The organism is Streptomyces sp. NPDC030799, assembly GCF_055572255.1.
Map to the genome: position 1 here is coordinate 682,458 of NZ_JBVIDS010000001.1, position 26,867 is coordinate 709,324.

Sequence of the window (26,867 nt, forward strand, 5' to 3'; positions counted from 1 at the left end):
CATGGCAAAGTCTCGGGTTACACATTCCGGGACGTTAGAGGTGGGCCATGACCAGCGAGGAGCTTCTGGCTGTGCTGGCTGCGGTCGGCCATGCCCAGCGCCTCCGTGTGGTCGCCGAACTCGCCGAGGGGCGGATGTACGTCAGTGAGCTGGCCCGGCGGCTCGGCATGTCACGCCCCCTGCTCTACATGCACCTGGACCGCCTGGAGAAGGCCGGCATCGTCATCGGGAGCCTGGAGCTGTCCGACGACGGCAAGGCGCTGAAGTACTTCGAACTGGCGCCGTTCGAGCTGCGCTTGAACGTCGACACGATCCTGGCGGCGCTCCGGGAGGACGCGGCCCGGGAGCAGGGCGGGGCGGACCCCGAGGACTCCGCGGACTCCTAGCGGTCCGACGGCATCACCCGGGGAGCCTGTCACCGCTTTGCGGGGGTCAGCGCCGTGTCAGCGGGGGTTCCGATGATGGCCGGGCGCCAGCCGGTCGTAGGCCACTGGCCGGCCCGAGCTGATGGGAAGGGCCGGAAGGCGCTCCTTCACATGAGTAACGGGGGCCCGATGCAGAGAATCCACTTCACCGCTGCCGACTTCGCCCGCACACGGCTGAGGACGACGGCCGGTCCGCTGACCGAGACAGCCTTCGCCCACGGCATGCTGACCCGGGGAGTCGGCACACCCTTCGCCCGGTGGCGCAGACAGGTCGCGCCGCAGCTCTCCGGCCATCGTGATGGCATGCTCCTGCCACACGTGTGGCGTGCGGCCGTCGCCCCGTACTGGCCGCGCATCGTCACCTATCTGGAATCCGAGTGCGATGTGCGTGGCAGGGTCCTCGTCGCCGGGGGAGTGGACCTGCTCCTGGGCACCCTGCACCCCAGGATCAGGTGGTGCTCCCCGGTCCTTGAGATTCCTGGCGGGCCGGACGAGGACATCCACCTCGCCGGGCGCGGACTCGTGCTCACTCCCTCCGTCTTTCTGCATCACCGGCCGGCCCAGCTGACCGAGAACCGGCAGGGAGACGGTGAGGCGACGCTCGTGTTCGCCGCGCCGCCGGACGCTCAGCGGGCGGCGGAGCTGTGGGACGAGCCCGCCGACGGACCCCAGTCGCTGGAGGCCCTGGTCGGCCCGACCAGGGCGGCCGCACTGCGGGCATTACGGACCACCTGCACCACCAGCCAGCTCGCGGACCGGCTCGGCATCTCCGCGGCCGGCGCCAGCCAGCACACCGCCGTGCTCCGCAGGACCGGCCTGATCACCACCCGTCGTATCCGCAACACCGTTCTGCACACGTTGACCTCACTGGGCGTGGCCCTCCTGGAAGGCCTGGCCGTGAGCCCGCAGCGACGGCACTGCGAGGCCGTCCCGCAGCAGATCGCCCCGAGTCCCTTCTGAACTCCGGCAGTGCACAAGCCGCAGCCGTCACTTCTCCAGGCGCCTCGAACGGGAAAGGAACGAACGCAGCCATGAACGCACTCGACGAACTCATCGAGGGAGCCCGCGCCGATCTGTCCGTACGCCGACGGCGCGTCTCCCAGGCCGAACTCGCCGGCCGGGCAGCGGACGCGGGCCCCGGTCCGGACTGTGTCGCGCTCCTGCGTGGTGCCAACGGTGTGAAGGTGATCGCGGAGGTCAAGCGGGCCAGCCCGTCCAAGGGCGAGCTGGCCGAGATCGCCGACCCCGCGGCACTGGCCGCCGCATACCAGGCCGGCGGTGCCGACGCGATCAGCGTCCTCACCGAGGGACGGCGGTTCGGCGGCTCGCTCGGGGACCTGGACGCGGTACGGGCCGCCGTCGACGTCCCCGTGCTGCGCAAGGACTTCATCGTCGACCCCTACCAGCTCTGGGAGGCGCGGGCACACGGCGCGAGTCTGGCGCTGCTGATCGTCGCGGCACTGGAGCCGTCCCAGCTGGGCGAACTGCTGGCGCTGGCGGTCGGGATCGGGCTGACACCGCTGGTGGAGGTGCACGACGAGGAAGAGGCGGAGCGGGCGGTGCTGGCCGGCGCTCGTCTCGTCGGGGTCAACGCGCGGGATCTGCGGACCCTGGAGGTGGACCGCACGACGTTCGCCCGGGTCGCACCCGTGCTCCCGGACGGCGTGGTACGGGTCGCGGAGTCCGGCGTTCGAGGACCTGAGGACGTGAGGGAGTGTGCGACTCACGGGGCGGACGCCGTCCTGGTCGGAGAAGCGCTGGTCACGGGCGGCACTCCCCGGCGATCGGTTGCCGCGCTGGTGGCCGCCGGCCGGCTCAGCCGCCCTGCGCGTGCTTGACGCTGACCGCCGTCCAGTGTTCCAGCACGCCGGCCGCCGCACCCGAGTCCACGGCCTCGGCCGCCAGCTCGACGCCCGCCGAAAGCCGCTCGGCGACCGGGCGCCGACTGGGCCGGAGGGCCGCGAGGCCGGCCGCGGCCGACAGCAGCACGGCATCGCGCACCGGCCCCCGCGCCCCCGCGAACACCTCGCGTGCGACGCGGGCGTTGTGGGCCCGGTCCCCGCCGCGCAGCGCGGCTGCCGGCGCGTGGTCGATCCCGATGTCACGTGGGTCGAAGGTCTCGGCACGGACCTCGGCTCCGACGACCGACCAGACGGTGGAGGTGGTGGTGACGGTCAGCTCGTCCATTCCGTCGTCGCCGCGGAAGACCAGCGCGGACACCCCGCGGCGGGCCAGTACTCCGGCCAGCAGTGGTGCCAGTCGCCGGTCCGCCACACCCACCGCCTGGGCCGTGGGCGCCGCCGGATTGGTCAGCGGGCCGAGGACGTTGAAGACGGTGCGGACACCGAGCTCGCGGCGCGGCCCGGCCGCATGCCGCATCGCCGGATGGAAGACCGGCGCGAAACAGAAGGTGATGCCGGTCTCCGTGGCGACCGACGCGACCTCCTGCGGCGTCAGCGTCAGCGCCACCCCCAGCTCCTCCAGCACATCGGCCGACCCGCAGGCCGAGGACGCCGAGCGGTTGCCGTGTTTGACCACCCGCGCACCCGCCGCGGCGGCGACGATCGCCGACATCGTTGACACATTGACGCTGTTCGAGCCGTCACCACCGGTTCCGACGATGTCCAGCGTGGGGCCCGGCACATCGAGTGGCACGGCGTGCCGGTACATGGCGCGCACCATGCCCTCGATCTCGTCGACGGTCTCTCCCTTGGCGCGCAGCGCCACCAGAAGACCGGCCAGCCTGGCCGCCCCGGCTTTCCCCGACATCACGTCGTCCAGGGCCCAGGCCATGTCGTGAACAGTCAGATTCCTGCGTTCCAGCAGTGCGTTGAGCAGTTCCGGCCAGGTTCGGCCCTGCGGTTCGGCAGTCACGGAAATTCTCCTTGAACGGCGCCAGCGGACGTTTCCTCGTCCAGTCTGCGAAGGGCGCCGAACTCGTTCCAGACCAATGTCCGGCGACCTGTACGGTCCATTCAGTAAGGGGTGGGGCTGGTGGCCCTGCACATGGCAGTAGAGGTGGTCAGGAATTCCAAGCATTCCCTGACCTCGCAGATCCAGGAATTCATCAAGAGAGAGATAGCCGCCGGAATTCTCCATCCGGGCACCCGGCTGCCGTCCAGCCGCCGGCTCGCCGACGACCTCGACGTCTCGCGCAGCGTCGTGGTGGAGGCGTACGGGCAACTCGTCGCCGAGGGCTACCTGGAGGCGACACAGGGCGCCGGGACCAAGGTCGTCGGACATCTCGCGGGGGAGCTTGTCGTCCCCGTCCTGCTGGACGAAGGGCAGGTGCCGCGGGTCGACTGGGACCTCCGCCCCGGCGGCCGCAACACTCCGGCCTTCCCGCGGGGCGAATGGCTGCGCTGCTACCAGCGGGCCGTGCAGGCCGCGGTCCCGTCGTACCACGACTACCCGCCGCTGGCCGGCGAACCCTCGCTGCGTCGCGAACTCACCCACTACCTGGGGCGGACGAGGGGAGTGCGCACCTCGCCCGAGGAGATCATGGTGGTGGCCGGATTCGCCCAGACGCTCAGTCTGCTCTGTGCCGTGCTGCCGAGCCTGGGCATCGACACCCTCGCGATCGAGGACCCGGGCCATCCGGGCCAGCGTCAGTTCGTCCGCGAGAGCGGGCTGCGGGTGGCGCCGATTCCCGTCGACGGCGAGGGCATCGACGTCGCGGCGCTGGCCGCGTCCGGCGCGCGTGCCGTTCTGGTCACCCCCACCCACCAGTTCCCGACCGGTGTCACCCTGTCCGAGGAGCGCCGCGACGCCCTGGCCCGCTGGGCCCGGGACGTCGGCGGATGGGTGGTCGAGGACGACTACGACGGCGGCCTGTGGTACGAGCGAGGCGCCCGGCCCCTCGCGGTGCAGCGCACGATGCCCGACCGGGTCGTCTACGCCGGTACGGCCAGCAAGGCCCTCTCCCCGGGGCTTCGCCTGGGCTGGCTCGCGGCCCCCGGGAAGATGCTCGACCGGTTGCTCCGGGCACGGGCCCGGCAGGACCTGGGCACCGAGACCCTCACCCAGCTGGCCTTCGCCGAACTCCTGCGCACCGGCCTGTTCGACCGCCACCTGCGACGGTTGAACTCCCTGGCCCGCAACCGCCGTGACGCTCTGGACGAAGCGGTGCGCAGACACCTGGCCGGCGCGGTGGTGCTCGGTCAGAGCGCCGGGCTGCACGCCTACGTACGGCTGCCCCGGCACGTCGACGAGGCGGCGCTGGTGGCCGGGGCGCTGCGGCGCTCCGTCCTGGTGCGCGGGGCCGCGGCGTTCCACGCCCGGCCGGGCAGGTCCGCGCCGGCCCTGGTGGTGGGCCACGCGCACCTGCCGCGTGCCGGGGTGGCCGAGGCCGTCCGCGCGATCGGGGAGGTCAGGCGTTGCTGAGTTCCTCCTGCGCGTCCGCCGCCATGGCAAGGAAGTTGCGCATCATGGCGACCCCTCCCGTGGTGGTGATGCTCTCGGGGTGGAACTGCACCGACTCGATGGGCAGCGTGCGGTGCCGCAGCCCCATGACATAGCCGTGATCAGTGGCGACGGCGGTCGTGACGAGCTCTTCGGGTAGCGGCTCGGCGACTATCAGCGAGTGGTAGCGCGTGACTTCGAGGGTGTTGCCGAGCCCTTGGAACAAGCCTTCCCCGTCGTGTCTCACCGTGCTCGTACGCCCGTGCATCACCTGGCCGGCCACCTCGATCCGGGCCCCGTGGGCCAGTGCGACCGCCTGGTGCCCGAGGCAGACGCCGAGCAGCGGTACCTCTCCGGCGAACCGGCGTACGAGTTCGACATGGCCGGACTCGGCGGGATGGCCGGGCCCGGGGCCGAGCACCACCGCGTCCGGACGCGAGGCGGCCAGTTCGTCGGGGGAGCGGGTCAGGGACCGCACGACCTCGGTACGCGCCCCCAGGGTGCGCAGGTACTGGTCGATGATGTGCACGAAGCTGTCGTACGCGTCGATCAGCAGGACCTTCATGCCCGGTACGCCCTTCGGCTCGGCAGTGTTCACGACAGCAACTCCTCGCCGGTCAGGGCCCAGTAGGCGGCCCCCATCTTGGCCAGTGTCTCCCGCCACTCCGCCTCGGGGTCCGACTGCGCGACCATCCCCGCCGAGGCCTGGGTGGAGTACCGGGTTCCGTCGAACTCGACGGTGCGGATGCACAGCGCCAGTTCGCTCCAGCCGCGTACGTCCACCAGGCCGACGGCACCGGCGTAACTGCCGCGCCGCTGCTCCTCCAGGCCGTCGATGATCTCCATGGCCCGGACCTTGGGCGCGCCGGTCATCGTGCCGGCAGGGAACGTCGCGCGTACGGCCTGCCAGGTGTCCACGCCGTCCTCCAGGCGGCCGGTGACGGTGGAGACGAGATGGAAGACGTGCGAGAAGCTCTCCACTGCCATCAGCCGCTCGACCGGCTGGGTGCTGGGGCGGGTCACCCGGCCGATGTCGTTGCGGCACAGGTCGACCAGCATGATGTGCTCGGCCTGCTCCTTGGAGCTCTCCCGCATGTCCTTGATGCGCCGCTGGTTCTCCTCCTCGTCGGGGCCGCGCCGCGCGGTGCCCGCGATGGGGCGCATCACGATCGTGTCGCCCTCGATACGGAAGAACAACTCGGGACTCGCGCCGATCAGCGTGCTGTCCGCGCGAGGCATCAGGTACATGTGCGGAGAGGGGTTGCGGCTGCGCAGCCGGCGGTAGACCTCAAGGGGTGTCAGGGCGGAGCGGACGTCGATGCGATGGCCGATCTGTATCTGGTAGATGTCGCCGACCCTGATGTGCTCCAGACACCGGCCGGCCCACTCCAGGAAGAGTTCCCGGGGCACGGTGTCGTGCACCGACACGGGGCTGGGCGCCTCGGGGACAGCGGCGGCGGCTCCCGGAACCAGGGCGTCACAGGCCTGCCGGGCCAATGCGACGACATCCACCGGGGGCGGTGCGTCCGCGAAGGCGTCGCTCTCGGCACTCAGCAGGCGAACCCGTCCGGATGCCGGGTCGTACCAGACGGTGTCACGGAAGAGCGTGAGCGTGATGTCCGGTCCCCGAGGCTGCTCGGAGCGGTCCGGCAACTCCTCCATGTGCCAGGCGGACTCGTAGGCGAGGCTGGTCAGGAAGCCGAAGGAGTACGCGGTGGCCGGGACGCCGGTGTCCACGGTGAACAACTCCTGTGCGCGCGACAGCAGACCCCACATCTGGTGGGGGTCGGTGAAGCGCACCGTGTGCACACCGGAGACGGCCGGCAGGGCCGCGGTCATCCCGAGCGAGCCGGCCTCCCGCGCCAGGGCGAGCGCGATCGGCTCCACCCCGTCCAGCTCGACGTACCCGTCGAACACTCTGATCTCGGCCAGCCGGCCGAAGCCGACAACGGCCGAGCGGCGATCCTGGTCGGCGCCGTCCACGCTCTCGAACAGGAACACGTCACGGGCCGGGAGTACCTGCCGTATGAGCGCATACAGATCGAGCGGGTCGTGGCGCGGCAGCCCGGTATCGGCGACCCGGACACCGATCGTGCTGATTTCCGGCATGGTGAACTCCTCGTGAATTCGGTGCCGTTCGACTGGCGTCAGCAAATCAGCGGGCGCGCCGCCGGCACCAGACCAATTCGATTCCCCGGATGCGGGCCATTCCCGATTCGCTTGACCCGGGCAGTCCCGTTGGTTTGAGCTGTTCGACAACCAGCTCGGCCGGCATGCGAGCCATCTTCTGTTCGTCACTCGCACGGAAGGCAGCAATGAGAACTCCGATGGAACCCGAAGCGAAGAATCACGGCAGCGAGTCCTGGCGCCGTTTCCCCGCGGCCCAGCAGCCGGAATGGCCCGACGAGGCCGCATTGCGTGCTGTGCTGAAACAGTTGACGCTGGCGCCGCCCCTGGTTTTCGCCGCCGAATGCGATCTGCTGCGTCGCAGGCTGGGCGCGGTCGCCCGGGGCGAGGCCGTTCTGCTCCAGGGGGGCGACTGCGCGGAGACCTTCGGGCGGACGACGTCCGAGGCGATTCACGGAAAGCTCAGGACTCTCCTGCAGATGGCCGTCGTGCTCACCCATGCCACGGCCCTGCCGGTCGTCAAGATCGGCCGGATGGCCGGCCAGTACGCCAAGCCGCGCTCCAGCGCGACGGAGTGCCGGGACGGGGTGGAACTGCCCTCCTACCGGGGCGACGCGGTGAACGGACTGGAGTTCACCGCCGAGGCCAGGCGGCCCGACCCCGCCCGCCTGCGGATGATGTACGAGTCGTCGGCCACCACGCTCAATCTCGTTCGTGCCCTGACCACCGGCGGATTCGCCGACCTGCGCCAGGTGCACGCCTGGAACCAGGGCTTCGTGGCGACCTCACAGGTCGGCGAGCGCTACGAACGGCTGGCCGACGAGATCGACCGCACCCTGGCCTTCATGCACGCCTGCGGGGTCGACACCCGGGAGCTCGGCACCGCCGAGTTCTTCGTCGGCCACGAGGGGCTGCTGCTCGACTACGAGTCCGCCCTGACCCGCGTCGACGCCGCCACCGGCCGCTCGTACGCCACCAGTGGTCACCTGCTCTGGATCGGGGAGCGAACCCGGGACCTGAACGGGGCGCACGTCGAGTACTTCTCCCGGGTGGCCAACCCCATCGCGGTGAAGCTGGGCCCCACGGCCGATGCCGACGCGGTCATGGGTCTGCTCGACCGGCTCGACCCGGACCGGGAGCCCGGCAGGCTGACGTTCGTGGTGCGGGCCGGCGCCGAACGGGTCCGCGACCTGCTGCCCACCTTGGTGGAGAAGGTCAAGGCGGAGGGCGCACAGGTCTGCTGGATCAGCGATCCGATGCACGGCAACACCATCACCGCGGCGAGCGGCCACAAGACCCGCAGGTTCGACGCGATCGTGGACGAGGTCCGTGGCTTCGTCGAGGTCCATCACGCACTGGGGACCCACCCCGGCGGCATCCACGTGGAACTCACCGGAGACGACGTCACCGAGTGCGTCGGGGGCGGCAACGCGATACTCCCCGAGCACCTGCACCACCGCTACGAAACCGCCTGCGACCCCCGCCTCAACCACACCCAGTCCCTGGACCTGGCCTTCCTGCTGTCCGAGATGTACCGCGAACGACCGGCCGGCTCAGGAGGAACCGCTCGCTGACGCCGTGAGCACGGCGAAGGGAGGGCGCTCGGCCAGATAGAAGTGGCCTCCGGGCAGTGTCCGCATCCGGAACGGCCCCCGGGTCGCGTCCCGCCAGGCAGCTGCCTGACGGGAGTCGACCCGGGGGTCCATGTCACCGACGATCGCTGTGACGGCGGTCGACAGCCGGGCTCGTTTCGGCGCCCGGTACGAAGCGAGCATCCGGAAGTCGGCCCTGATGTACGGCATCACCAGATCGACGAACGCCGGATTCGCCAGGAGCTCGGCGTCCGTGCCGCCCAGCTCGACCAGTGTCGCGGTGATCGAGGCGTCATCCCAGGTGTCGGCGCGATCGGGGCGCATCAGGTGCGGCGCCCGGGCGCTGGAGGCGAACACATGACCGGGCGCACATCCCGCTTCCTCCAGAGCCGCGGCCACCTCGTACGCGACGATGGCACCCATACTGTGTCCGAAGAGAACGGTGGGCCGTCCGTCGCGCATCAATTCCCGCACGGCGCCGGCGATGTCGGCGGCCATGCCGAGAAGGTCGGTGGGGGGAGGTTCGGCCATCCGCTCGGCGCGCCCGGGGTAGCAGACCGTGTGCACCTCGAAATCCCGGAGCGCCTTGCCCCACCCCCGGAAGAAGTAGGGCGACCCTCCGGCGTGCGGGAAACAGATCAGCCGCCGCGCTGCAAACGGTTGCGGCTCGACCAACTGCGTCCACACCATCCTGCCCCCCAAGATCGGTTGCTCCGGCGTCCTGTGCGTGCGCACCGAGGATCCAGCCTATGGCTGACAGAGCCCTGACAGAGACGCGGCAGCTGCCGGCACCTCAGCCCGGTGTCAGCGCGCCCCGTGTGGCCGACGCGCCGTAGGCCGTGGTGAGCAGGGACTGCACGGTGGCCGGGTCGGCGTCGTAGGTCTGGGTGCCGACCGTCGCGAGGGCCAGGGAGGCCAGCACGGAGCCCGTCTGTGCGCAGCGCACCGGGTCCAGGCCCGCCGCCAGGGAGGACAGGTAGCCGGCGCGGTAGGCGTCGCCCACCCCGGTGGGGTCGGCGACCGCGGTCGCCGGGGCCGCCGCCACCTCCGCCGCGGGCTGCCCGGCCCGTTCGACCCGGCTGCCCCGGCCGCCCAGGGTGGTCACCCAGGTGCCCACCCGGCTGAGGACCTCGGCGTGCGACCAGCCGGTCTTGCGGAGCAGCAGCCCGTGCTCGTACTCATTGGTGAACAAGTGGTCGGCGCCGTCCACGAGTTCCCGGACGTCGGGGCCCTCCAGCCGGGCCAGCTGCTGGGAGGGGTCGGCCAGGAACGGGATCCCGAGGGTGCGGCAGGCGCGGGTGTGCCGGACCATCGCCGCCGGGTCGTCCGCGCCGATCAGGACGACGTCCACGCCGTCCCGGGACCGGACGGTCTCGGCGAGGTCGATCGCGGCGGCCTCGGTCATCGCACCCGGGTAGAAGGAGGCGAGCTGGTTGCCGTCCGGGTCCGTGGTGCACAGGAACCGGGCCGTGTGGCGGGTGGCGGACACCAGGACGGCACCGGTGTCCACGCCCAGGGCCGCCAGCCGGGCGCCGTAGCCCTCGAAGTCGGCGCCGACCGCCCCGACCAGCAGCGGACGGTGGCCCAGCCGGGCCAGCCCGTAGGCGATGTTGGCCGCCACACCGCCCTCCCGGATCTCCAGGGTGTCCACCAGGAACGACAGCGACACCCGGTCCAGGCGGTCGGCCAGCAACTGGTCGGTGATGCGGGCCGGGAACGTCATCAGATGGTCGGTGGCGACGGACCCGGTGACGGCGATCCTCATCTCACCCTCCCGCACCTCACCCGTCCGCATCTCACCCTCCCACCGCGGCCCGCAGTGCCTCCGCCCGGTCCGTGCGCTCCCAGGTGAAGTCGGGCAGCTCGCGGCCGAAGTGGCCGTAGGCCGCCGTCCGGGCGTAGATCGGGCGGAGCAGGTCCAGGTCGCGGATGATCGCGGCCGGACGGAGGTCGAACACCTCGGTGACGGCCGACTGGATCCGCTCCACGGGTACGGTCTCGGTGCCGAAGGTCTCGACGAAGAGGCCGACGGGCTCCGCCCTGCCGATCGCGTACGCCACCTGCACCTCGCAGCGGGAGGCGAGGCCGGCCGCCACCGCGTTCTTGGCGACCCAGCGCATCGCGTACGCCGCCGAACGGTCCACCTTGGAGGGGTCCTTGCCGGAGAACGCGCCGCCGCCGTGCCGGGCCATGCCGCCGTAGGTGTCGATGATGATCTTGCGGCCGGTCAGGCCCGCGTCGCCCATCGGGCCGCCGATCTCGAACCGGCCGGTCGGGTTGACCAGCAGCCGGTAGCCCTCGGTGTCCAGCTTGATGTCCCCCTCGCCGAGCGCCCTCAGCTCCGGCTCCACGACGAACTCGCGGATGTCGGGGGCGAGCAGCGACTCCAGGTCGATGTCGGAGGCGTGCTGCGAGGAGACGACGACCGTGTCGAGGCGTACGGCCTTGTCGCCGTCGTACTCGATGGTGACCTGCGTCTTGCCGTCCGGACGCAGGTAGGGGATCGTGCCGTTCTTGCGGACCCGGGTCAGACGCTCCGCCAGGCGGTGGGCGAGCCGGATCGGCAACGGCATCAGCTCCGGCGTCTCGTCGGTCGCGTAGCCGAACATCAGGCCCTGGTCCCCGGCGCCGCCGGTGTCGACACCCTGCGCGATGTCCGGGGACTGCGCCCCGATCGACACCGACACTCCGCAGGAGGCACCGTCGAAGCCCTTCTTGGAGGAGTCGTAGCCGATCTCCAGGATCTTGTCGCGGACCAGGGTCGCGATGTCCGCGTAGGCCGTGGTCGTCACCTCGCCGGCCATGTGCACCAGGCCGGTGGTGATGAGCGTCTCCACGGCGACCCGGGAGGCCGGGTCCTCGCGCAGCAGCGCGTCGAGAACGGTGTCGCTGATCTGGTCGGCGATCTTGTCGGGATGACCCTCGGTCACGGACTCCGAGGTGAACAGACGACGGGTCATGGTGCGGGCGTCTCCTTACCCGGGCGAGTGGGGGGCGGTGCGGGGGCACCGCGCCGCCCCGGCGGACGGGGAGGCGCGGTGCCGGACTGGGGGAGCGGCCGTCAGCTCTCCGGGTGGTGCACGGCGAACACCGTGTACGCGTGCGGGTCGGGCTTGCCCAGCGCGGCGGCCCGGTCCCGGTACACCTGGACGTCCGGGTCGGCCATGGTGGCCTTGATGTCGCCCTTGCTGCGCCACTGCGCGTAGTAGACCAGGCGCTTGCCGTCCAGGCTGGTCATGATGTTGACGGAGATGCAGCCGGGCCGGTGCCGGATGAACTTTTCGGCGCCCTCGCTGAGCACCTCGGCCAGCTCCTGCTGCTTCTCCGGCTCCACCTCGAAGACGTTGATCATGGCGAAGGTGCCGTCGTCGGTGCGGATGATCGTTTCTGACATGGGTCGTATTCCTTTCGTGAACAGGTGGTTGAACGGTCGACCGCCCGGCGGGCGCCGGTCGGCGACGGCTCGGGGGACGGGAAGGGGCCGGCGGCCGTCAGGGGGCAGGTGCGGCCCATGCGCGGGCCACCTCGACCGCCTGCGCCGGATTGAGCCGCGGGTCGCACAGGGACGCGGGGACGGCCCGGCACGCGGTCCGCGCGGCCTCGGTGTCGAGTTCCGCCGGATCCGCCCAGACGCACTCGGCGACCTCGTGCGGCGTGGTCTCCAGGTGCAGCCCGGCGGGCGTGCCGCCGGACTTGGCGACGACCTCCAGAAACGCCCGGACCTCCGCCACCACCGTCCGCACCGAACGGACCTTGACGCCCGACGGCGACTTGACGGTGTTGCCGTGCAGCGGGTCGCACAGCCACGCCACCCGGTGTCCCGCCTCGCGTACGGCGGTGACCAGCGGCGGCAGCGCGTCGCGGACCGCCGCCGCGCCCATCCGGGAGATCAGCGTCAGCCGGCCCGGCTCGCGGCCCGGGTCCAGCCGGGCGCACAGCGCGAGCAGATCCTCCGGCCGGGTCGCCGGCCCGACCTTGCACGCCACCGGGTTGGTCACATGCGCCAGCATCCGGGCGTGCGGGCCGTCCGGGTGGCGGGTGCGCTCGCCGATCCACGGCAGGTGTGTGGAGGCCAGCAGGATGTGGCCCGCGGTGGTACGCCGCAGCAGCGGCAGCTCGTAGTCCAGCACCAGCGCCTCGTGGCTCGTCCACACCGGCGCCCCGGTCGGCAGCGCCCAGTCGCTGGTGCGCTGCCGCAGATACGTCACCGCACGGTGGGCGGCGTAGTAGCACTCCAGCATGCGCCGGGGGTCCGGGCGGCGGGCCGCGGCGGTGGGCTCGGGGCCGTTGACCAGATGGCCGCGGTAGACCGGCAGTTCCACACCGCCGACCTGCTCCGTGCCGGCGCTGCGCGGCTTGGCGAACTGACCGGCGATCCGGCCGATGCGGACCACCGGCTGCCCGGTGCCCGCCACCATCACCCCGGCCAGGGCGTCCAGCAGGCCCGCCTTGCGCATCACCGTCGCCGGTGCGCACTCGGCGGGGTCCTCGGCACAGTCGCCTGCCTGGATCACCAGATAGTGGCCGGTGGCGGCCTCGGCGAGCAGGGTCCGCAGCAGACGGACCTCCTCCCAGGTCACCAGGCCGGGCAGCCGGGCCAGTTCGGCGCGGGCCGCCGCGACCTGGACGGGGTCGGCCCAGTCCGGCTGCTGTTCGGCGGCGCCCAGGTCGCGTGGGAAGTCCTCGTCCAGGTCGTCGAGGGGCACCTCGACGCCGAGCGAGTGCAGTGGATATCCGGGGCGGGAGAGCCCGATCACGCTCGTCCTCCTGCGGTTCGGGGCGGGGGCGGACGGTGGCCCCCGGCGGTACGCCCGCGTCGGGGCGCGTACGGCGATCCGGTGGGCGTCATCGGAGCGTCGACTCCTCGGTGGGCAGCCGCCGTGCCAGCGTCAGGCCGTCGGCGACCGCGAGCATGACCAGCTCCACGCGTTCGTCCTTGCGGGCGTGCTCGTTGAACGCGTGCACGGCGGCCGGCTTCTCGCCGGGGAAGGGGTCGACCACCTGACCGCTGAAGAGCGTGTTGTCGACGAGGATCAGCCCGCCCGGCCGTATGCGCGGGACCAGCTGCTCCCAGTAGTCGATGTAGCCCGGCTTGTCGGCGTCGATGAAGGCGAGGTCGAGGTGCGGTTCGGCGGGCAGGGCGCGCAGGGTGTCCGAGGCCGGGCCGAGGCGCAGCTCGATACGGTCGGCGACACCGGCCCGGTCCCAGAACTCCTCGGCCAGCGCGGTCCATTCGGCGGAGACGTCGCAGGTGATCAGGGAACCGCCCGGGGGCAGGCCGCGGGCCAGGCAGAGCGAGGAGGATCCGGTGAAGGTGCCCACCTCGACGATGGTCCGGGCGTCCAGCAGCCGCACCAGGAAGGTCAGCAGCGCGGCCTCCTCCGGGGCGACCACCATGTGCGCCTGGTCGGGTATCGCCGCCCGGGTCCGCTCCTCCAGTTCCACCAGGAGCGGGTCGGGACTCATCCTGCCCTGGGTGAGCAGGTAGTCGTGCAGCTCGGGTGTGAGCGGGATGTTCCTGAGCGTGTCGTTCCGCAGCACGAGTACTCCCGGTGGTTGTAGGGGGTTGGGTGCGTGGGCGAAGAAGGCGGGGCAGAAGAGGGGACACGCGGGTCGGAGCAGGTCGAAGCGGGCGGAGCGGGCCGGGCGGCTCCGCGGGGTCGCCGGGTCCGGCGGTCGGGGCCGGTGGTGGAGGCTGTGGGGTCCGGCGGGTGGTGCGGTCGGGTGTGGCGGTCGGGCCGTGGAGCCCGGTGGCCGGGGTGGTCCGGTCCGGCACTTCGGACCGTGGGTCCGGCGGTGGAGGCTGCCGGCCCGGCCGTTCGGGCTGTGCGCGCCTGCCGGTCGGTGGCGCCCGGTCCGGCGGTTGACGCTGCCGGGCCCGCCGGTTCCGGCCACCGGCCGCTGGTCGGGCTTCCCGGGCTCGCCGGGTCCGGCTGCGGCTTCGGCGGTCGGGCCTGCCGGGGTGAGTCGTTTCGGCTGTGGCCCCGCCGGGTTGGGGCTGCCCGTGGTTCAGGTGGGTGTGCCGGTCGTGGTCGGCCAGGTGGCGTAGGCGTGGCGGACCGCCTCCGTCGGTCGGGGGAGGTCGGCGATGGCGCCGCGCAGGTCGCCGGCGCAGTGCAGTTCGAAGCGGCGGCGGCCGGGCCGCCGGGGCTCGCGGACGAAGTACGTGACGGTGGAGCCGTCCCGGCCGCCCTCGTGCGGATTGTGTCCGCCGCCCTCCCACAGCAGCCCGGCCTCGGTGTGCCAGGCGGTGACGAGCCGGCGCAGCAGCGGACCGGAGGGCCGGGGCATGACGAACGCGGTGTGGTTCTCGAAGCCGTACGCGGCCTCGTGCACCGCGATCCGGTCCTCGAACGCGGCGCTGTCGCGCGGGAAGAGGAAGACCTCCACCGCGGGGTGCCGCCGCCCGTCCGGTAAGTCCAGCCGCAGCCGGGTGATGTGCACCTCGCATGCCGCGGGGTCCAGCCCGTGACGCTCCGCCAGGCGGGCGCGCACCACGGTGCTGGGCACGGTCGGCAGGGGATCCAGCCCCCGCGCCCGCAGGTCACGCAGGCCCGCCGCGAGGGTGGTGGGGAACAGCAGGACGGCGCAGTGGTCGAAGACGCACTCCCGCTCGGTCAGCGCCGCCCCGGTGCCGTGCGGCGCCGGCGCGACGAGTTCGGACGCCGACGCCGTGGCGGCGAACCGGGCGTCACGGATCACAGCGTCCAGGCGGCGCAGGTCTGCCGCCCGGAAAGCCTCTTCCACGGCCGGTCCGTCGGTCGGACGGGATTGCCGGTCGGTGGTGCCAGAGGAATGTACGAAGGCCATCGATACCTCCTGCCTCAGGGCCGTGGGAATTCTGTGTCGCCGCGTGCTTTCCGGACAAGGGCGATTTGGTGCTGCCGGGCTCCAGCGGCCCGAAAAAGCACGGCCGCGCCGCCTTACGGCCGCCCTCATCAGGGAAAATGCGGCGCATCGGCTTTCCCGATGGCGCGAATCGGTGCCGGCGATCGGTTTCGGTGGGGCTGTTTCGGCGCTTTCCAGAAGCGGAATTTCCCGTTTCCCTATTGATTGTTTCCCACCCCCTCGCACGTGCGGAGATCAAGGGTTTCCATGCCCAGGGGGTGTGCCGCCGACCTCCCGGTTTCCCTTCCGTTGATCGTTTTCCGGCGGCGGGCAGGGCGGCCGGGAGCGCGTGACACGGGGAGAATCCTTCGTGGGCCGCCGGGAAATCCCTTCCATTGAGGTTTTTTATTGCGCGCAGGCGGCCCTTGCTCCATCGGGATTTCTTATCGGGTGGTGCTGGACGAGTGAATCCGGCGCCGCACACAATCCGTGTCGCAAGGCAGCGTCTGCATCGTTCTGCCGCCCTCGGAGGTTGCTTCGTGAACGCCCCCGTTTCCCGCACGGAACCCGTGACCGCGACCCGTACGTTCACCGACGCCCTGCAGCACGCCGCCGCCCGCCGTACGGAGCCCGCCGTGTGGGACGCGGGCCGGTGGCGGACCTGGCGGGACTGCCTGGAACAGGCGGAGCGGGCCGCTGCCGCGCTGCACCGGCGCGGGCTCGCGGCCGGCGACGTACTGGCGGCCCGACTGCCCGACTCCTGGGAGCTGGTGGTGCTGCACGCCGCCACCGCCCGGCTCGGCGTGCTGCTGCTGCCGCTGCACGGCGCGCACGGTACCCGTGAGACGCAGCGGCTGATCGAGCAGTCGGGCGCGGTCGCGCTGGCCGCCGCGGCGTTCCAGCGGGGGCACGACCGAACCGGTGAGATCCTCACCCTGCGGGAACGGTGCCCCGGACTACGGCACGTGTGGGTGTCCACCGCGGGCGCCGCCCGCCCGGACACCGGCGGCCTGCCGGACCTGGCCGAGCTGTTCGACGCGGACCCGGACGCGGTCCCGGGCGCATACCCGGACGCGGACGCCGACCCGGCGCTGCGGCTGCCGCCCGCGCCGGCCGATCCGCGGACCCCGCTGATGCTGCTGGCCTCCTCCGGAACGACCTCCCAGCGGCCCAAACTGTGCGTCCACAGCCATGGCGGGCTCCTCGGCAACGCGGCGGCCGTCGCGGCCGACGGCGGCCTCGACGCCGCCGACACGATCGTCTCGGCGAGCCCGCTCAGCCACGCCTTCGGACTGCTGTCCGTGCACCTCGCACTGGTCACCGGCGGCGCCGTCGGGCTCGTCGACGGCTGGGATCCGAGCCGGTTCGCCGCCGCACTGGAGGCGGCCGGCGCCACCGCCGCGTTCGCCGTACCGGCTCAACTGCGCGATCTGATCGCCCTTTTGGAGGACGGTACGGAGGCCTCCTGGCCGCCCGTCCGGACGCTGCGCGAGGTACGCACCGGAGGTGCGCCGGTGCCCCGGGAGCTGGCCGACGGGGTCCGCCGGACGCTGGGGGCGCGCCTCGTCGTGCAGTGGGGGATGACGGAGGTCGGCGCCGGCACCTACACCCGTCCCGGTGACCGGCCCGAGGCGGTCGGGACCGTCGGGCGGCCGGTCTCCGGTGCGGCGGTGCGGATACTCGGCCGGGACGGGAGGCCCGCGGCGCCCGGCGAGACCGGTGAGCTGCAGTACCGCAGCCCGTACATGTTCTCCGGCTACCACCTCGACCCGGAGCTGACCCGGGCCGCGTTCACCGCGGACGGCTGGCTGCGCACCGGTGACCGGGCCGCGCTGGAGCCGGACGGCTCGGTCGTCCATCGCGGGCGCGCCGACGAGCTGATCAACCGGGGCGGGCTGAAGTTCAGCGCGCTGGAGGTGGAGGAACTCCTCGACGACCTGCCCCAGTTGGCCCAGCATGCGATCGTCCCACGCCCCGACCCGCGACTGGGTCAGCGCTCGTGCCTGATCGTGGCGCTGCGCGAGGGTACGCACATGACGTTGGACGACATCACCGCCCACCTCCTCACGAAGGGGCTGGCGACCTACAAGCTCCCCGAACAACTGGTGGTGCTGGATCAATTGCCGACCACGGTCACCGGCAAGATCGCCCGAGCCCGCCTCCGCGCGATCCCCCTGCCCCCGCTACCCGCCCACCCGTCCCGCCGCGCCCCGGAACGGACACCGGACGAGCGGGAGCCCCAGCGATGACGCCCCACCGCCGGGTCACCTCGCCGGCCGGGCCGCCGCGGCCCGCGCTCACCGCCCGGCAGCCCGCCTCAGCCCCCCAGTTGCTTACGAAGCACCGTCTGCAGGGTGATCAGGTTCGGGTTGGTCGAGTTGCGTGCGAGCCAGGTCATGGTGATGTGCGTGCGCAGGGACACGTCGTCGACCTCGACGAGTGCGACCTCGCCGCGGTCGGCCTGGGCCCGTACCGCGAGGGACGGCAGCAGGGCGCAGCCCATGCCCGCCGCCACGCACGCGCCGAGGGTGCCGATGCTCGACACCTCCGCGACCGGTTCCTTGGCGGCCGGCCCGGAGAAGGTGTTGTCGAACATCTCCCGGAACCCGCAGCCCCGTTCGGTGGCGAGAAAGGGTTCCGCGGCCAGCTCCCCGAGGTGTGCCCGGCCGCGCGCCGCCAGCGGATGGTCCGGCGGGGTGATGACCACCAGCGGTTCCTCGGCCAGTGTCTCGGCGTGCAGGCCCGCGTCCGGCGGCGGGTCTCCGAAGGTCAGGCAGACGTCGAGGTCACCGCGGCGTACCGCCTTGTACAGCTCGCCCCGGTTGTCCTGGGCGATGCGCACCCGCGTCTCCGGGTACAGCGCGCGGTAACGCGTGAGCACCCCGGGCAGGACGTGCAGGCACACCGTCTCCAGCGCGCCCACCGAGACCTCCGCGCCGGGCCTGCTCACCGCCCAGCGCGCCTCCTCCAGCAGCTTCAGCAGCCGCTCGGCGTACTCCGACAGCGTCACGCCCTGCGGCGTCAGCCGCACCCGCCGCTGCGAGCGGTCGAGCAGCTCGACCCCCAGCTCACGCTCCAGCGCCTGGATCTGGTCGCTGACGCTGGACTGGGCGTAGTGCAGCTCCCTGGCCGCCTGGGTGACACTCAGCGTCCTGGCGACCGTCTCGAATGTTCGAAGATGCCGTAACTCCACGTCCGTGCTCCCCCCGATGACCGATCGGCTGAGCCGATGTTACCCATAGGGCATTCCCGTCGTCACCAGCGACAATTCGCCTTTCCGGTCCGCTTGAATGGTTTGTGCCGCCGCCCGACTCCCCGCGTGGCGCGGCAATTTGACTCCAGCGAAACAAAGGAGAAAAACATGTCGACGCAGGCGGAACCGCAACGGGCTTCCGTCGCACCGGCACGAACCGACAAGCCCTCGCGGACCCTGCTGGTCGGGCTCTCGCTCGGCTACTTCATGGTCCTGCTGGACATGACGATCGTCTCGGTGGCGCTGCCCGCCATCTCCAAGGCACTCCACGTCGGGCTCAGCGGTCTGCAGTGGGTCACCAACGGCTACACCATCACCTTCGCCGCTCTGCTGCTCACCGCCGGCTGGCTGTCCGACCGCTTCGGCGGACGCCGCATCTTCCTCTGGGGCCTGGTGGCCTTCGGTGTCCTCTCCGGCGTCTCGGCCGCCGCGAACTCCCTGGGCGCACTGGTCGCGCTGCGCCTCGCCCTCGGTGTCGCCGGCGCGCTGCTGCTGCCCGCGTCCCTCGCCGTGATCACCAACGCCTACAGCAACCCGGCCGACCGCGCCCGCGCCGTCGGCAACTGGGCCGCCATCACCGGACTGGCCCTCGCCGCCGGTCCGTTGGTCGGCGGTGCGCTCACCGACACCGTCGGCTGGCGCGCGATCTTCCTCATCAACGTGCCGCTGGCACTGATCAGTTTCGTCATCACCCTGCGCCTCGCCCCGGAGACCGCCCGCAAGCAGCGCAGCGGCCTCGACGGGGTCGGCCAGATCAGCGCCGTCGTCGCCCTCGGTGCCCTGTCGTACGCGCTGATCGAGGGCCCGGACCGGGGCTGGGGCACCGGCCTGGTGGTCGGCTCCTTCGTCCTGGCGGCGGTCGCGGCGGCGGTGTTCGTCACCGCGGAGGCGCGCGCCGGGGACGCGGCGATGCTGCCGCTGCGCATGTTCCGCAGCCGTGGCTTCTCCGCCGCGCTCGGCGCCGGGCTGCTCGCCAACTTCGGTCTGTCCGGGCTGCTGTTCGTCCTGTCGCTGTACTTCCAGGAGAGCCGCGGCTACTCCTCGTTCAGCGCCGGCCTGGCCTTCCTGCCGCTGACCCTGCCCACCGCCTTCAACCCCATCTACACCGGGCGCCTCGTCGGCCGTATCGGCCCGCGCCGCCCCGCCACCATCGGGTTCGTCCTGATGGGCGTCGGCGCGCTGCTGCAGGCGCCGTTCACCGGCGACTCCCGTCTCGCGCTGGCCGCCACCGTCGTCGGCCTGCTCGCCTTCGGTTTCGGTGTCTCCTTCGCCCTGCCCGCGCTCGTCGCCGGCATGGCCAGCTCCGTACCGCCCGAGCTGGCCGGCATCGGCGCCGGCGCGCTCAACTCGGCCCGCCAGGTCGGCGCCTCCCTCGGCGTCGCCGTCCTCGGCGTGGTCCTCAACCTGTCCTCGACGAACGCGGGCGGCACCAAGTGGGCCCTCGTCGTCGGGGGTCTGACCCTGCTGCTCGGGGCGATCATCGCCGTGACGGGGCTCAGGGGGCGTTCCGCGAGCTGAACCGACCCCGCCCCGGCGTGCAGCGCCTGTTCCCACCACAGGAGGAGCATTGGCAACCGCATCACCGTCCGCCCGTCCCGGGCCGGGCCTGCCGGCCCTGCACGTCGACGGGGTCGACCATCTCGCCTTCGTCACCTGGAAACCCCGGGCCACCGTCGAGTTCTACACCCAGGCCCTGGGCATGCCACTCGTGCACGCCATCACCGCCACCGGATGGGTCACCGAGGACTACCCGGACTTCGTGCACTTCTTCTTCGACATGGGCGCGGGCAACCGCCTCGCGTTCTTCTACTACTTCGGACTGCCGGAAGAGGATGCCCCGAGCGACCTCATGCACCGCTCCCGGCATCTCGCCTTCCACGTCGACACCGAGGAGCAGCTCCTCGCCTGGCGCGAGCGGTTGAAGGCACACGGGATACGGGTCACCCGGCCCCTCGCCCACGAACTCATCGAGTCCGTCTACTTCGACGACCCCAACGGCATCCAGCTGGAGATCACCCGCCCGCTGCGGGTGATGTCCGCGATCGACGCCCGGGACGCCGAACTGACCGTCCGCGCACTCGCCGACGTCGCGGAGTCCCCGCGGCCGTCGGTGGAGGCGCTGTGGCAGCGCAAGGCGGAGCTGGTCCGCAAGGGCACGGAAGGAGCGGGACTGTGAGCCTCACCCTGTACGTGCTCGACGTACCGGAGTTCGCGCCGGTGGTGGGCGCGGCCGAGGCGGCCGGCCTGACCGCACGCCGGGCCGGCGACTACCTCGAACTGAGCACCGACGCGGCCGAGGCCGTACTGCGCCGCGACGGGACGGAGATCCGCACCGCCGTGTGGCACGCGGCCCTCACCGGCGGTCTCGACGGCCGCATCGTCAGCTTCACCTCCGACACCCTCCACCTCGCCGAGGAGACGGCATGAACGCGGACACCGGCACCTCCACGCGTCACCCGGTCCTCGTCGTGGGCGCAGGTCCCGCGGGCCTCAGCGCCGCCCTGGCGCTGAGCGCCGCCGGCCTGCCCGCGGTGGTGCTGGAACGCCGTACGGAGGACACCGTACGGCCCGGCAGCCGTGCCGCTTACCTGCATGGCGCCTCGCTGCGCGAACTGGAGCGGCTCAGCCCCGGGCTCGGCCACGAGACGGCCGGCCGGGGCCTTATGTGGGCGACGAAGCGCTCGTACTGGGCCGGCCGGGAGATCTACGTCCGCACCTACCCGCCGACGACCCGCGAGGGGCTGCCGCACTTCACGAGCCTGCCACAGGTGATCACCGAGGACCTGATGGCGACGGCGTGCCGCAAGCAGGGGGTGGAGTTCCACTGGGGCGTGGAGGTGACCTCGGCGCTGAGCACGCCCGAGGGCGTTCTGCTCACGGACTCCGCGGGACGTGAGTGGCAGGCCGACTACGTGGTGGCCGCCGACGGCTCGCGCTCCGTGCTGCGGTCGGCGATCGGCAGCCCGCTGGAGGGTCCGCGGTCCCGCAACACCTTCGTGGTGGTCGACCTCGACGACGACCCGGAGCACCATCCCATGCCGATCGAACGGGTCTTCCACTACCGCCACCCGAACGTCGGCGGCCGCAACGTCCTGACCGTTCCCTTCGCCGGGGGCTGGCGGGTCGACCTGAACCTGAAGGCGGACGACGACCCGGAGCGGTTCGTCTCCCCGGAGGGCCTGCGCCGCTGGATCCCGCGGATCCTCCCGGAGGCCTACGGCGAACGGGTGCGCTGGGTCTCGACCTACCGGTTCGCCCAGCAGGTCGCGGCCCGGTTCACGGACACCCACCGGCGGATCCTGCTGACCGGCGAGGCCTCGCACCTGTTCGCGCCGTTCGGCGCCCGCGGCATGAACTCCAGCATCCCGGACGCGGTCCGGGCGGTGGAGGCGATCGTCCGGGCCCTGGAGGCCGGCCCCGACCGGGCCGCCGCCGGGGCGGCGATCGGCCGCTTCGCCGAGGAACGCAAGGACGCGGCCACCTACAACCGTGCCTGCGCCACCACCGCACTGGACCACATGCTGGCCCGGCGTCCCTCGCTGTGGCTGCGCGAGCGTGCCGCCGCGGCGGTGGCCTCGGCGGGCCGCAGGGCGGGCGAGTGGCTGGATTCGGCGCCGTACGGCCCGAAGCTGACGGCGCGGGGGGCGGCCCGCGGCTCGTACTGAGCCGTCACCGATCCACCTCCGGCGACGGGCCGCCACGGCCGGCCAATCCCCCGGGCCGGCCACCCGAGCACGGGCCGTCGCCGGAGGTCTCCAGGGCACGGGCCACGCGAAGGCCGGCTCAGGGCGGGGAGACGGGTGAGTCCGCCAGGATGGTGCGGGCAGCGGCCCGCACCGCGTCCACGACGGACTCGCGGACGGTCGGGGAGAAGGCCAGGTACACCGGCAGCGGCGCGGGAGCGGGGCCCAGCATGCCCGGTGCCGCCGGGCGCAGTTCCGAGTGCTTTTCGTGGGCGTTCTCGCACAGGGCCGTGTAGGCCAGGCCGGCTTGGACGGAGGCCCGTACGGCCAGCGGGTCGGAGCACCAGGGGATCGAGTACCAGGGGACACCGTTGCGGTCGAGGGTCTCGGCGATGTGCAGGCTGAGCGCCGAACGGCCGCCTATGAGGGCGATGGGCACCCGGCTCCCGGCGGTGAGCGGCACCCGGCCGAACCAGTCGAGGCGCAGCCGCCCCAGCAGTTCGCAGCGCGGGGTGTTCGTGCCGAGCAGCAGGGCCGCTTCGAGTTCGCCCTCGGCGACCCGGTCGGCGAGGGCGGAACTCTGGCCGGTGATCATGGCGCACCGCACATGGGGCCGCTCCACGGCCATGCGGGTGAGCATCCTGCCGAGGCCGTCGGTGAAATGGATGGAACAGCCCATGCTGAATGTTTCCTGGCTGGAAATCGCCGACACGCGATCCAGCACTTCGTTGTTCAGCATGATGACCCGGCGGGCGTGCGCCACCAGTTCCCGCCCGGCCGGAGTGAGGCGCATCGGCCGCTTCTCGCGGTGGAACAGCGGGGCCTGGACGATCGATTCCAGCCGCTGGATCTGCTGACTGACCGTCGGCTGGGTGACGTGGAGCGACTGTGCGGCACGGGAGAATCCGTCTTCGGTGACGACGGCCAGCAACGTACGCAGGAGCTTCACTTCTATGTCGCGCTGCACACGGAATCCCCCCGAACCGTCTGCGTTCCCGCACGATTATGTGGCTATATTGATACCTCATCGGTCAGATATTTCCAATAATTGAATGGGAAAGAATACTTGACGCCCGGGTGGCCGGGGTGACCCGGAGCGGCGCCTCCTGCTCGTCCCCCCGCTACTCCTCGAACAGCACCTCCTGCTCGCCCTCCCGCTTCGCCCGCACCCGCCGCGCGCGCACGCCCACGACCAGCGCCGTCGCCGCGGCCGTGGCGCCGAGGGCCGCCGGCACCATCCAGCCGCGGTCGAAGACATGGCCGAGGGCGTGGTCGAGGGAGAGCCGGCCGGGACCCGCGATGCCGAGGCCGGCTGCCGCGAGGCCCAGGCTCGCCGCGTATTCGTAGCCGCCCTCCTGGGCGAAGAAGCCGTTGGGCAGGTGGACCGCCGCCGCCCCCGCCATCGCGCCGGCCGCCGCCGCGCCCGCCGCCGGGGTCGCCAGACCCAGGGCGAGCAGAGTGCCGCCGCCGGCCTCCGCGAGCCCGGCCGCCGTCGCGCTCGCCCTGCCGGGTGCGTAACCGACGGACTCCATGAACTGGCCGGTGCCCTCCAGGCCGTGCCCGCCGAACCAGCCGAACAGCTTCTGCGCGCCGTGTGCGGCCAGCACCCCGCCGGTCCCCAGCCTGAGGAGCAGCAGCCCCAGATCGCGTCGGTCGTAACAGCTCACGGTGACTCCCATGCAGACAGGCGGACGGGGGCTGGTTCCTCCCGCGTTTCCACCGTCGCAGCTCTCGCACCGGCGGGCCCGCCGTGGCGGGCGTTCGGGTGGCGGGGCCGGGAGAGCGGTGTGAACCTGGCGCCATGACGATTCAGCCGGCCAAGCTCAGCGACCCTGCCGTCCGGGCCTTCGTGAACGCTGTCAACTCCCGTGATCTGGAAGGCTTCATGGCACTGCTCGCCCCCGGCGCGACCATGTCCGACGACGGCTCCGACCGTGACCTCGCCGACTGGATCGACCGGGAGATCTTCTCCTCCCACGGCCACATGGAGGTCGACAAGGAGTCCGCCGGCGGCCGCGCCCTGCTCGCCCGCTACCGCAATGACACCTGGGGCGAGATGCGCACCAGGTGGACCTTCACGGTGGAGGACGACGGCCGGATCTCCCGCTTCGAGACCGGCCAGGCATAGACGGGCAGGCATGGACGGGCGGGCATGGACGGGCAGGTAAAAGGCAGTTGTGAAACCGAGGCGACTCATCGGATTTACATAACGCGGCAAATTCCACGCCGTACCGGCCCGCCCTGAGGGAATCCCCTGCTGGGCGCGGTGTACGGTCCCCGGGTGCGTGAATGTTCCCGGCTCAGCCGACGTGCCGTCCTCGGGTTGACGGCCGCCGCCCTTCCCGTGTCCACAGCCACCGCGGCCGCCGCCGATTCCACCGTCGTCGGGGGCGAGCGGCTGGCCCGCTCCGGCGTCCAGGTGCGCGGTGCCTCGGGGTTGCCCAAGAAGATCACCGCCCAGTCCTGGCTGATCGCCGACTACGACAGCGGAGACGTGCTCGCCTCGTTCAACGCGCACCGGCGGCTCCCGCCCGCGTCCACGCTGAAGATGCTGTTCGCGGACACCGTGCTGAAGAAGTTCGACCGCACCGAGCGGTACACGGTCAAGGACGCCGATGTCGCCGATGTTCCGGCCGGCTCCAGCCTCGTCGGTATCAAGCCCGGCATCACCTACACCGTCGAGCAGCTGTGGCAGGGCGTGTTCCTGCGCTCCGGCAACGACGCCGTGCACGTGCTCTCCCACATGAACGGCGGCATCGCCAGGACCGTCGCCGAGATGCAGGCCAAGGCCGTGGACCTGCAGGCCCTGGACACCCATGTGGTCAGCCCCGACGGCTTCGACCACCCCGGCCAGATCTCCTCGGCCTACGACCTCACGCTGTTCGCCCGGCACGGCCTGAAGGACGCCGACTTCCGCGGCTACTGCGGCACGCGGACCGCCGACTTCCCGGCGGGCGGCAAGAAGACCTTCCAGATCCAGAACACCGACCGCCTGCTGACCGGGGCGTGGGGGCTGAAGACGTACGACGGCCTGATCGGCGTCAAGAACGGTTACACCAGCCATGCCGGCAACACCTTCACCGGTGCGGCCACCCGGGACGGGCGCACCCTGCTGGTGACGGTCATGCACCCCGCCGAGGGCAGCAACGCCGTCTACGAGCAGACCGCCGCGCTGCTCGACTGGGGCTTCGGACCGGGGCGTTCGGCACAGGCCGTGGGCACGCTGGTCGATCCGCTCAGCGAGGGCGGGGCGAGCGCGGGTCCGGCGCCGGCGCGGAAGACGGTGCGGGCGGCGGCCGGCGCGCCCGGCTCGGGCTCCGGCGGCCCGTCCACCGGACGGCTGGTGGAGGGCGCGGGAGGCACGGCGCTGCTGCTGGCGGCGGCGGGGGTGCTGGTGATGAAACGGCGCCGCAGGGCGGTGGCGGCGGTCGCGGGGGCGGAGGCGTCCCAGGAGGCCGAGGAGCCTGCGGCGCCGGGCGGCCGGCACCGGCGCTGAAGCGAGCGGCGGCCGTTCCACCGGCCGGTGCGCACCCCGCGTCCCGCGCGGGGGCCGCCCCCAACTCCGGCCCGGTGGAACGGCCGCCGCCTCCCCCCTCGGTGTGGCTGCGGTGTGGCTGCGGAATCCACATGCTCCAAGTGTGAAGCTCTTGTGGAGGAAAGTTGAGCACATGTGCTCGACCGGCCGCAATACCGCGGATGTTCGAAGTCCGCTTGCGCACGCAGGGTCAGCCGCGCCCGATGTACGGCATCGCCGTCGCCAGTACCGTCGCGAACTGCACGTTCGCCTCCAGCGGCAGCTCGGCCATGTGCCGTACGGTGCGTGCCACGTCGGACACGTCCATCACCGGCTCCGGGACCACCTCGCCGTTGGCCTGGAGCACACCGGCCTGCATCCGGGCCGTCATGTCGGTCGCCGCGTTGCCGATGTCGATCTGCCCGACCGCGATGCGGTACGGCCGCCCGTCCAGCGACAGCGACTTGGTCAGCCCGGTCAGCGCGTGCTTGGTCGTGGTGTAGGCGACCGAGAGCGGGCGGGGGGTGTGGGCCGAGATCGAGCCGTTGTTGATGATCCGGCCGCCCTGCGGCTCCTGCTCCTTCATCCGCCGGTACGCCGCCTGCGCGCACAGGAACGCCCCGTTGAGGTTGGTGTCCACCACGTGCCGCCAGGCGTCGTAGGACAGCTCCTCGACGGGGACTCCGCCGGGGCCGAAGGTGCCCGCGTTGTTGAACAGCAGGTCCACCCTGCCGAACCGCTCCACCGTCGCCGTGAACAGCCCCTCCACGTCCTCGGGCCGGGACACGTCGGTGCGCACGGCGAGCGCGGCGGCCCCCGGGACCAGCGCCGCCGTCGCCTCCAGCGGCTCGGTGCGCCGGCCGGCCAGCGCCACCGACCAGCCGGCCCCGAGCAGCTCCACGGCGACGGCCCGCCCGATGCCGGAACCGGCGCCGGTCACCACCGCGATCTTCGATTGCCTGTCAGTCATGGCTCCGCAGCGTAGGCGGAGCATCCGCCATACGGAATCTACTGTCCGCCATACGGTTACACGGTCACGGCGGC

General features: G+C 71.9%; 26 protein-coding genes. 12 read left to right on the forward strand and 14 right to left on the reverse strand.

What is annotated here, in order from left to right:
• Positions 1-47: 47 nt before the first annotated feature.
• The 3 genes from ACZ41I_RS02980 (at position 48) to trpC (ending at position 2,263) form a co-directional block, all read left to right on the forward strand.
• Complete coding sequence (locus ACZ41I_RS02980; protein ID WP_363215392.1) at positions 48-386, forward strand: ArsR/SmtB family transcription factor; 339 nt, start codon at positions 48-50, stop codon at positions 384-386.
• A 168-nt stretch (positions 387-554) separates the two neighbouring features.
• A complete protein-coding gene (locus tag ACZ41I_RS02985; protein ID WP_399773821.1) occupies positions 555-1,385 on the forward strand; it encodes an ArsR/SmtB family transcription factor in 831 nt (276 codons plus the stop codon).
• 71 nt (positions 1,386-1,456) lie between these two features.
• Entirely contained in the window at positions 1,457-2,263 is an 807-nt protein-coding gene (gene trpC / locus ACZ41I_RS02990; RefSeq protein ID WP_468513020.1) for an indole-3-glycerol phosphate synthase TrpC, read from the forward strand.
• Here trpC and trpD read toward each other — a convergent pair.
• Positions 2,241-3,299, reverse strand: a complete 1,059-nt coding sequence (gene trpD, locus ACZ41I_RS02995; RefSeq protein ID WP_399773816.1) for an anthranilate phosphoribosyltransferase — start codon at positions 3,297-3,299, stop codon at positions 2,241-2,243. The genes trpC and trpD overlap by 23 nt on opposite strands.
• 132 nt (positions 3,300-3,431) lie before the next feature.
• Here trpD and pdxR point away from each other — a divergent pair, with 132 nt between their 5' ends.
• Positions 3,432-4,808: a MocR-like pyridoxine biosynthesis transcription factor PdxR gene (gene pdxR / locus ACZ41I_RS03000; RefSeq protein WP_468513021.1), complete on the forward strand. Its 1,377-nt coding sequence runs from the start codon at positions 3,432-3,434 to the stop codon at positions 4,806-4,808.
• On the opposite strand, the gene ACZ41I_RS03005 is transcribed toward pdxR, so the two are convergent.
• Both ACZ41I_RS03005 and ACZ41I_RS03010 read right to left on the reverse strand, forming a co-directional pair.
• Positions 4,795-5,391: an anthranilate synthase component II gene (locus ACZ41I_RS03005; protein WP_399773912.1), complete on the reverse strand. Its 597-nt coding sequence runs from the start codon at positions 5,389-5,391 to the stop codon at positions 4,795-4,797. The two genes, pdxR and ACZ41I_RS03005, sit on opposite strands and share 14 nt — an antisense overlap.
• Positions 5,392-5,420: 29 nt before the next feature.
• Positions 5,421-6,935, reverse strand: coding sequence for an anthranilate synthase component I family protein (locus tag ACZ41I_RS03010; RefSeq protein WP_468513022.1), 1,515 nt, complete (start codon positions 6,933-6,935; stop codon positions 5,421-5,423).
• A 218-nt stretch (positions 6,936-7,153) separates the two neighbouring features.
• Between ACZ41I_RS03010 and ACZ41I_RS03015 the strand changes: the two genes are divergently transcribed.
• Positions 7,154-8,527 carry a class II 3-deoxy-7-phosphoheptulonate synthase gene (locus ACZ41I_RS03015; protein ID WP_363218924.1) on the forward strand — a complete coding sequence of 458 codons (1,374 nt, stop codon included), beginning with the start codon at positions 7,154-7,156 and terminating at the stop codon, positions 8,525-8,527.
• Here the strand turns inward: ACZ41I_RS03015 and ACZ41I_RS03020 are convergent.
• From ACZ41I_RS03020 to ACZ41I_RS03050, 7 genes are all read right to left on the reverse strand, one after another.
• The gene (locus ACZ41I_RS03020; RefSeq protein WP_468513023.1) at positions 8,507-9,247 is read right to left on the reverse strand and encodes a thioesterase II family protein; all 741 of its coding nucleotides are present in this window, start codon (positions 9,245-9,247) and stop codon (positions 8,507-8,509) included. The two genes, ACZ41I_RS03015 and ACZ41I_RS03020, sit on opposite strands and share 21 nt — an antisense overlap.
• Positions 9,248-9,338: 91 nt before the next feature.
• Positions 9,339-10,310, reverse strand: a complete 972-nt coding sequence (locus tag ACZ41I_RS03025) for a carbohydrate kinase family protein (RefSeq protein ID WP_363218922.1) — start codon at positions 10,308-10,310, stop codon at positions 9,339-9,341.
• Positions 10,311-10,341: 31 nt separating this feature from the next.
• Positions 10,342-11,505 (reverse strand): methionine adenosyltransferase, encoded by a 1,164-nt coding sequence (gene metK, locus ACZ41I_RS03030; RefSeq protein WP_399773800.1) that lies wholly within the window; start codon positions 11,503-11,505, stop codon positions 10,342-10,344.
• Between the two features lie 101 nt (positions 11,506-11,606).
• Positions 11,607-11,939: an antibiotic biosynthesis monooxygenase family protein gene (locus ACZ41I_RS03035; protein WP_363216354.1), complete on the reverse strand. Its 333-nt coding sequence runs from the start codon at positions 11,937-11,939 to the stop codon at positions 11,607-11,609.
• A 97-nt stretch (positions 11,940-12,036) separates the two neighbouring features.
• On the reverse strand, positions 12,037-13,236 hold the full coding sequence (locus ACZ41I_RS03040; RefSeq protein WP_468513084.1) for a 3-deoxy-7-phosphoheptulonate synthase: 1,200 nt from the start codon (positions 13,234-13,236) through the stop codon (positions 12,037-12,039).
• A gap of 154 nt (positions 13,237-13,390) precedes the next feature.
• Positions 13,391-14,086, reverse strand: a complete 696-nt coding sequence (locus ACZ41I_RS03045; RefSeq protein WP_363216353.1) for an O-methyltransferase — start codon at positions 14,084-14,086, stop codon at positions 13,391-13,393.
• A 468-nt stretch (positions 14,087-14,554) separates the two neighbouring features.
• A complete protein-coding gene (locus ACZ41I_RS03050) occupies positions 14,555-15,292 on the reverse strand; it encodes a hypothetical protein (protein WP_399773795.1) in 738 nt (245 codons plus the stop codon).
• Between the two features lie 620 nt (positions 15,293-15,912).
• Here ACZ41I_RS03050 and ACZ41I_RS03055 point away from each other — a divergent pair.
• The gene (locus ACZ41I_RS03055; protein ID WP_468513024.1) at positions 15,913-17,622 is read left to right on the forward strand and encodes a class I adenylate-forming enzyme family protein; all 1,710 of its coding nucleotides are present in this window, start codon (positions 15,913-15,915) and stop codon (positions 17,620-17,622) included.
• Between the two features lie 68 nt (positions 17,623-17,690).
• Here the strand turns inward: ACZ41I_RS03055 and ACZ41I_RS03060 are convergent, their stop codons facing one another.
• Positions 17,691-18,566, reverse strand: coding sequence for a LysR family transcriptional regulator (locus ACZ41I_RS03060; RefSeq protein ID WP_363216350.1), 876 nt, complete (start codon positions 18,564-18,566; stop codon positions 17,691-17,693).
• 168 nt (positions 18,567-18,734) lie between these two features.
• Between ACZ41I_RS03060 and ACZ41I_RS03065 the strand changes: the two genes are divergently transcribed.
• From ACZ41I_RS03065 to ACZ41I_RS03080, 4 genes are read left to right on the forward strand one after another with little or no spacing between them, the layout of a single operon-like run.
• Positions 18,735-20,144, forward strand: coding sequence for an MFS transporter (locus ACZ41I_RS03065; RefSeq protein WP_363216349.1), 1,410 nt, complete (start codon positions 18,735-18,737; stop codon positions 20,142-20,144).
• A 49-nt stretch (positions 20,145-20,193) separates the two neighbouring features.
• The gene (locus tag ACZ41I_RS03070; protein WP_363216348.1) at positions 20,194-20,802 is read left to right on the forward strand and encodes a VOC family protein; all 609 of its coding nucleotides are present in this window, start codon (positions 20,194-20,196) and stop codon (positions 20,800-20,802) included.
• Positions 20,799-21,053, forward strand: a complete 255-nt coding sequence (locus ACZ41I_RS03075) for a hypothetical protein (RefSeq protein ID WP_363216347.1) — start codon at positions 20,799-20,801, stop codon at positions 21,051-21,053. Before ACZ41I_RS03070 ends, ACZ41I_RS03075 begins: the two co-directional genes overlap by 4 nt.
• Positions 21,050-22,291 (forward strand): FAD-dependent monooxygenase, encoded by a 1,242-nt coding sequence (locus tag ACZ41I_RS03080; protein ID WP_399773785.1) that lies wholly within the window; start codon positions 21,050-21,052, stop codon positions 22,289-22,291. The genes ACZ41I_RS03075 and ACZ41I_RS03080 overlap by 4 nt, the downstream gene beginning before the upstream one ends.
• A 118-nt stretch (positions 22,292-22,409) precedes the next feature.
• On the opposite strand, the gene ACZ41I_RS03085 is transcribed toward ACZ41I_RS03080, so the two are convergent.
• Together ACZ41I_RS03085 and ACZ41I_RS03090 are read right to left on the reverse strand one after the other, a co-directional pair.
• Positions 22,410-23,276 (reverse strand): LysR family transcriptional regulator, encoded by an 867-nt coding sequence (locus ACZ41I_RS03085; RefSeq protein ID WP_363216345.1) that lies wholly within the window; start codon positions 23,274-23,276, stop codon positions 22,410-22,412.
• Between the two features lie 154 nt (positions 23,277-23,430).
• Positions 23,431-23,976: a DoxX family membrane protein gene (locus ACZ41I_RS03090; protein WP_399773782.1), complete on the reverse strand. Its 546-nt coding sequence runs from the start codon at positions 23,974-23,976 to the stop codon at positions 23,431-23,433.
• A gap of 134 nt (positions 23,977-24,110) precedes the next feature.
• On the opposite strand from ACZ41I_RS03090, the gene ACZ41I_RS03095 reads away from it, so the two are divergent.
• Positions 24,111-24,437 carry a nuclear transport factor 2 family protein gene (locus ACZ41I_RS03095; RefSeq protein WP_363216343.1) on the forward strand — a complete coding sequence of 109 codons (327 nt, stop codon included), beginning with the start codon at positions 24,111-24,113 and terminating at the stop codon, positions 24,435-24,437.
• 153 nt (positions 24,438-24,590) lie between these two features.
• A complete protein-coding gene (locus tag ACZ41I_RS03100; protein WP_468513025.1) occupies positions 24,591-25,805 on the forward strand; it encodes a D-alanyl-D-alanine carboxypeptidase family protein in 1,215 nt (404 codons plus the stop codon).
• Between the two features lie 229 nt (positions 25,806-26,034).
• On the opposite strand, the gene ACZ41I_RS03105 is transcribed toward ACZ41I_RS03100, so the two are convergent.
• Complete coding sequence (locus ACZ41I_RS03105) at positions 26,035-26,793, reverse strand: SDR family oxidoreductase (RefSeq protein ID WP_399773776.1); 759 nt, start codon at positions 26,791-26,793, stop codon at positions 26,035-26,037.
• Between the last annotated feature and the right edge of the window lie 74 nt (positions 26,794-26,867).

What these genes read in the sequence shown, in the direction of transcription:
- ACZ41I_RS02980 (WP_363215392.1), top strand. Translation starts at nt 48, where the DNA reads ATGACCAGCGAGGAGCTTCTGGCTGTGCTGGCTGCGGTCGGCCATGCC.
- ACZ41I_RS02985 (WP_399773821.1), top strand. Translation starts at nt 555, where the DNA reads ATGCAGAGAATCCACTTCACCGCTGCCGACTTCGCCCGCACACGGCTG.
- trpC (WP_468513020.1), top strand. Translation starts at nt 1,457, where the DNA reads ATGAACGCACTCGACGAACTCATCGAGGGAGCCCGCGCCGATCTGTCC.
- pdxR (WP_468513021.1), top strand. Translation starts at nt 3,432, where the DNA reads ATGGCAGTAGAGGTGGTCAGGAATTCCAAGCATTCCCTGACCTCGCAG.
- ACZ41I_RS03005 (WP_399773912.1), bottom strand. Translation starts at nt 5,391, where the DNA reads ATGAAGGTCCTGCTGATCGACGCGTACGACAGCTTCGTGCACATCATC.
- ACZ41I_RS03010 (WP_468513022.1), bottom strand. Translation starts at nt 6,935, where the DNA reads ATGCCGGAAATCAGCACGATCGGTGTCCGGGTCGCCGATACCGGGCTG.
- ACZ41I_RS03015 (WP_363218924.1), top strand. Translation starts at nt 7,154, where the DNA reads ATGGAACCCGAAGCGAAGAATCACGGCAGCGAGTCCTGGCGCCGTTTC.
- ACZ41I_RS03025 (WP_363218922.1), bottom strand. Translation starts at nt 10,310, where the DNA reads ATGAGGATCGCCGTCACCGGGTCCGTCGCCACCGACCATCTGATGACG.
- metK (WP_399773800.1), bottom strand. Translation starts at nt 11,505, where the DNA reads ATGACCCGTCGTCTGTTCACCTCGGAGTCCGTGACCGAGGGTCATCCC.
- ACZ41I_RS03035 (WP_363216354.1), bottom strand. Translation starts at nt 11,939, where the DNA reads ATGTCAGAAACGATCATCCGCACCGACGACGGCACCTTCGCCATGATC.
- ACZ41I_RS03065 (WP_363216349.1), top strand. Translation starts at nt 18,735, where the DNA reads ATGTCGACGCAGGCGGAACCGCAACGGGCTTCCGTCGCACCGGCACGA.
- ACZ41I_RS03080 (WP_399773785.1), top strand. Translation starts at nt 21,050, where the DNA reads ATGAACGCGGACACCGGCACCTCCACGCGTCACCCGGTCCTCGTCGTG.
- ACZ41I_RS03095 (WP_363216343.1), top strand. Translation starts at nt 24,111, where the DNA reads ATGACGATTCAGCCGGCCAAGCTCAGCGACCCTGCCGTCCGGGCCTTC.
- ACZ41I_RS03105 (WP_399773776.1), bottom strand. Translation starts at nt 26,793, where the DNA reads ATGACTGACAGGCAATCGAAGATCGCGGTGGTGACCGGCGCCGGTTCC.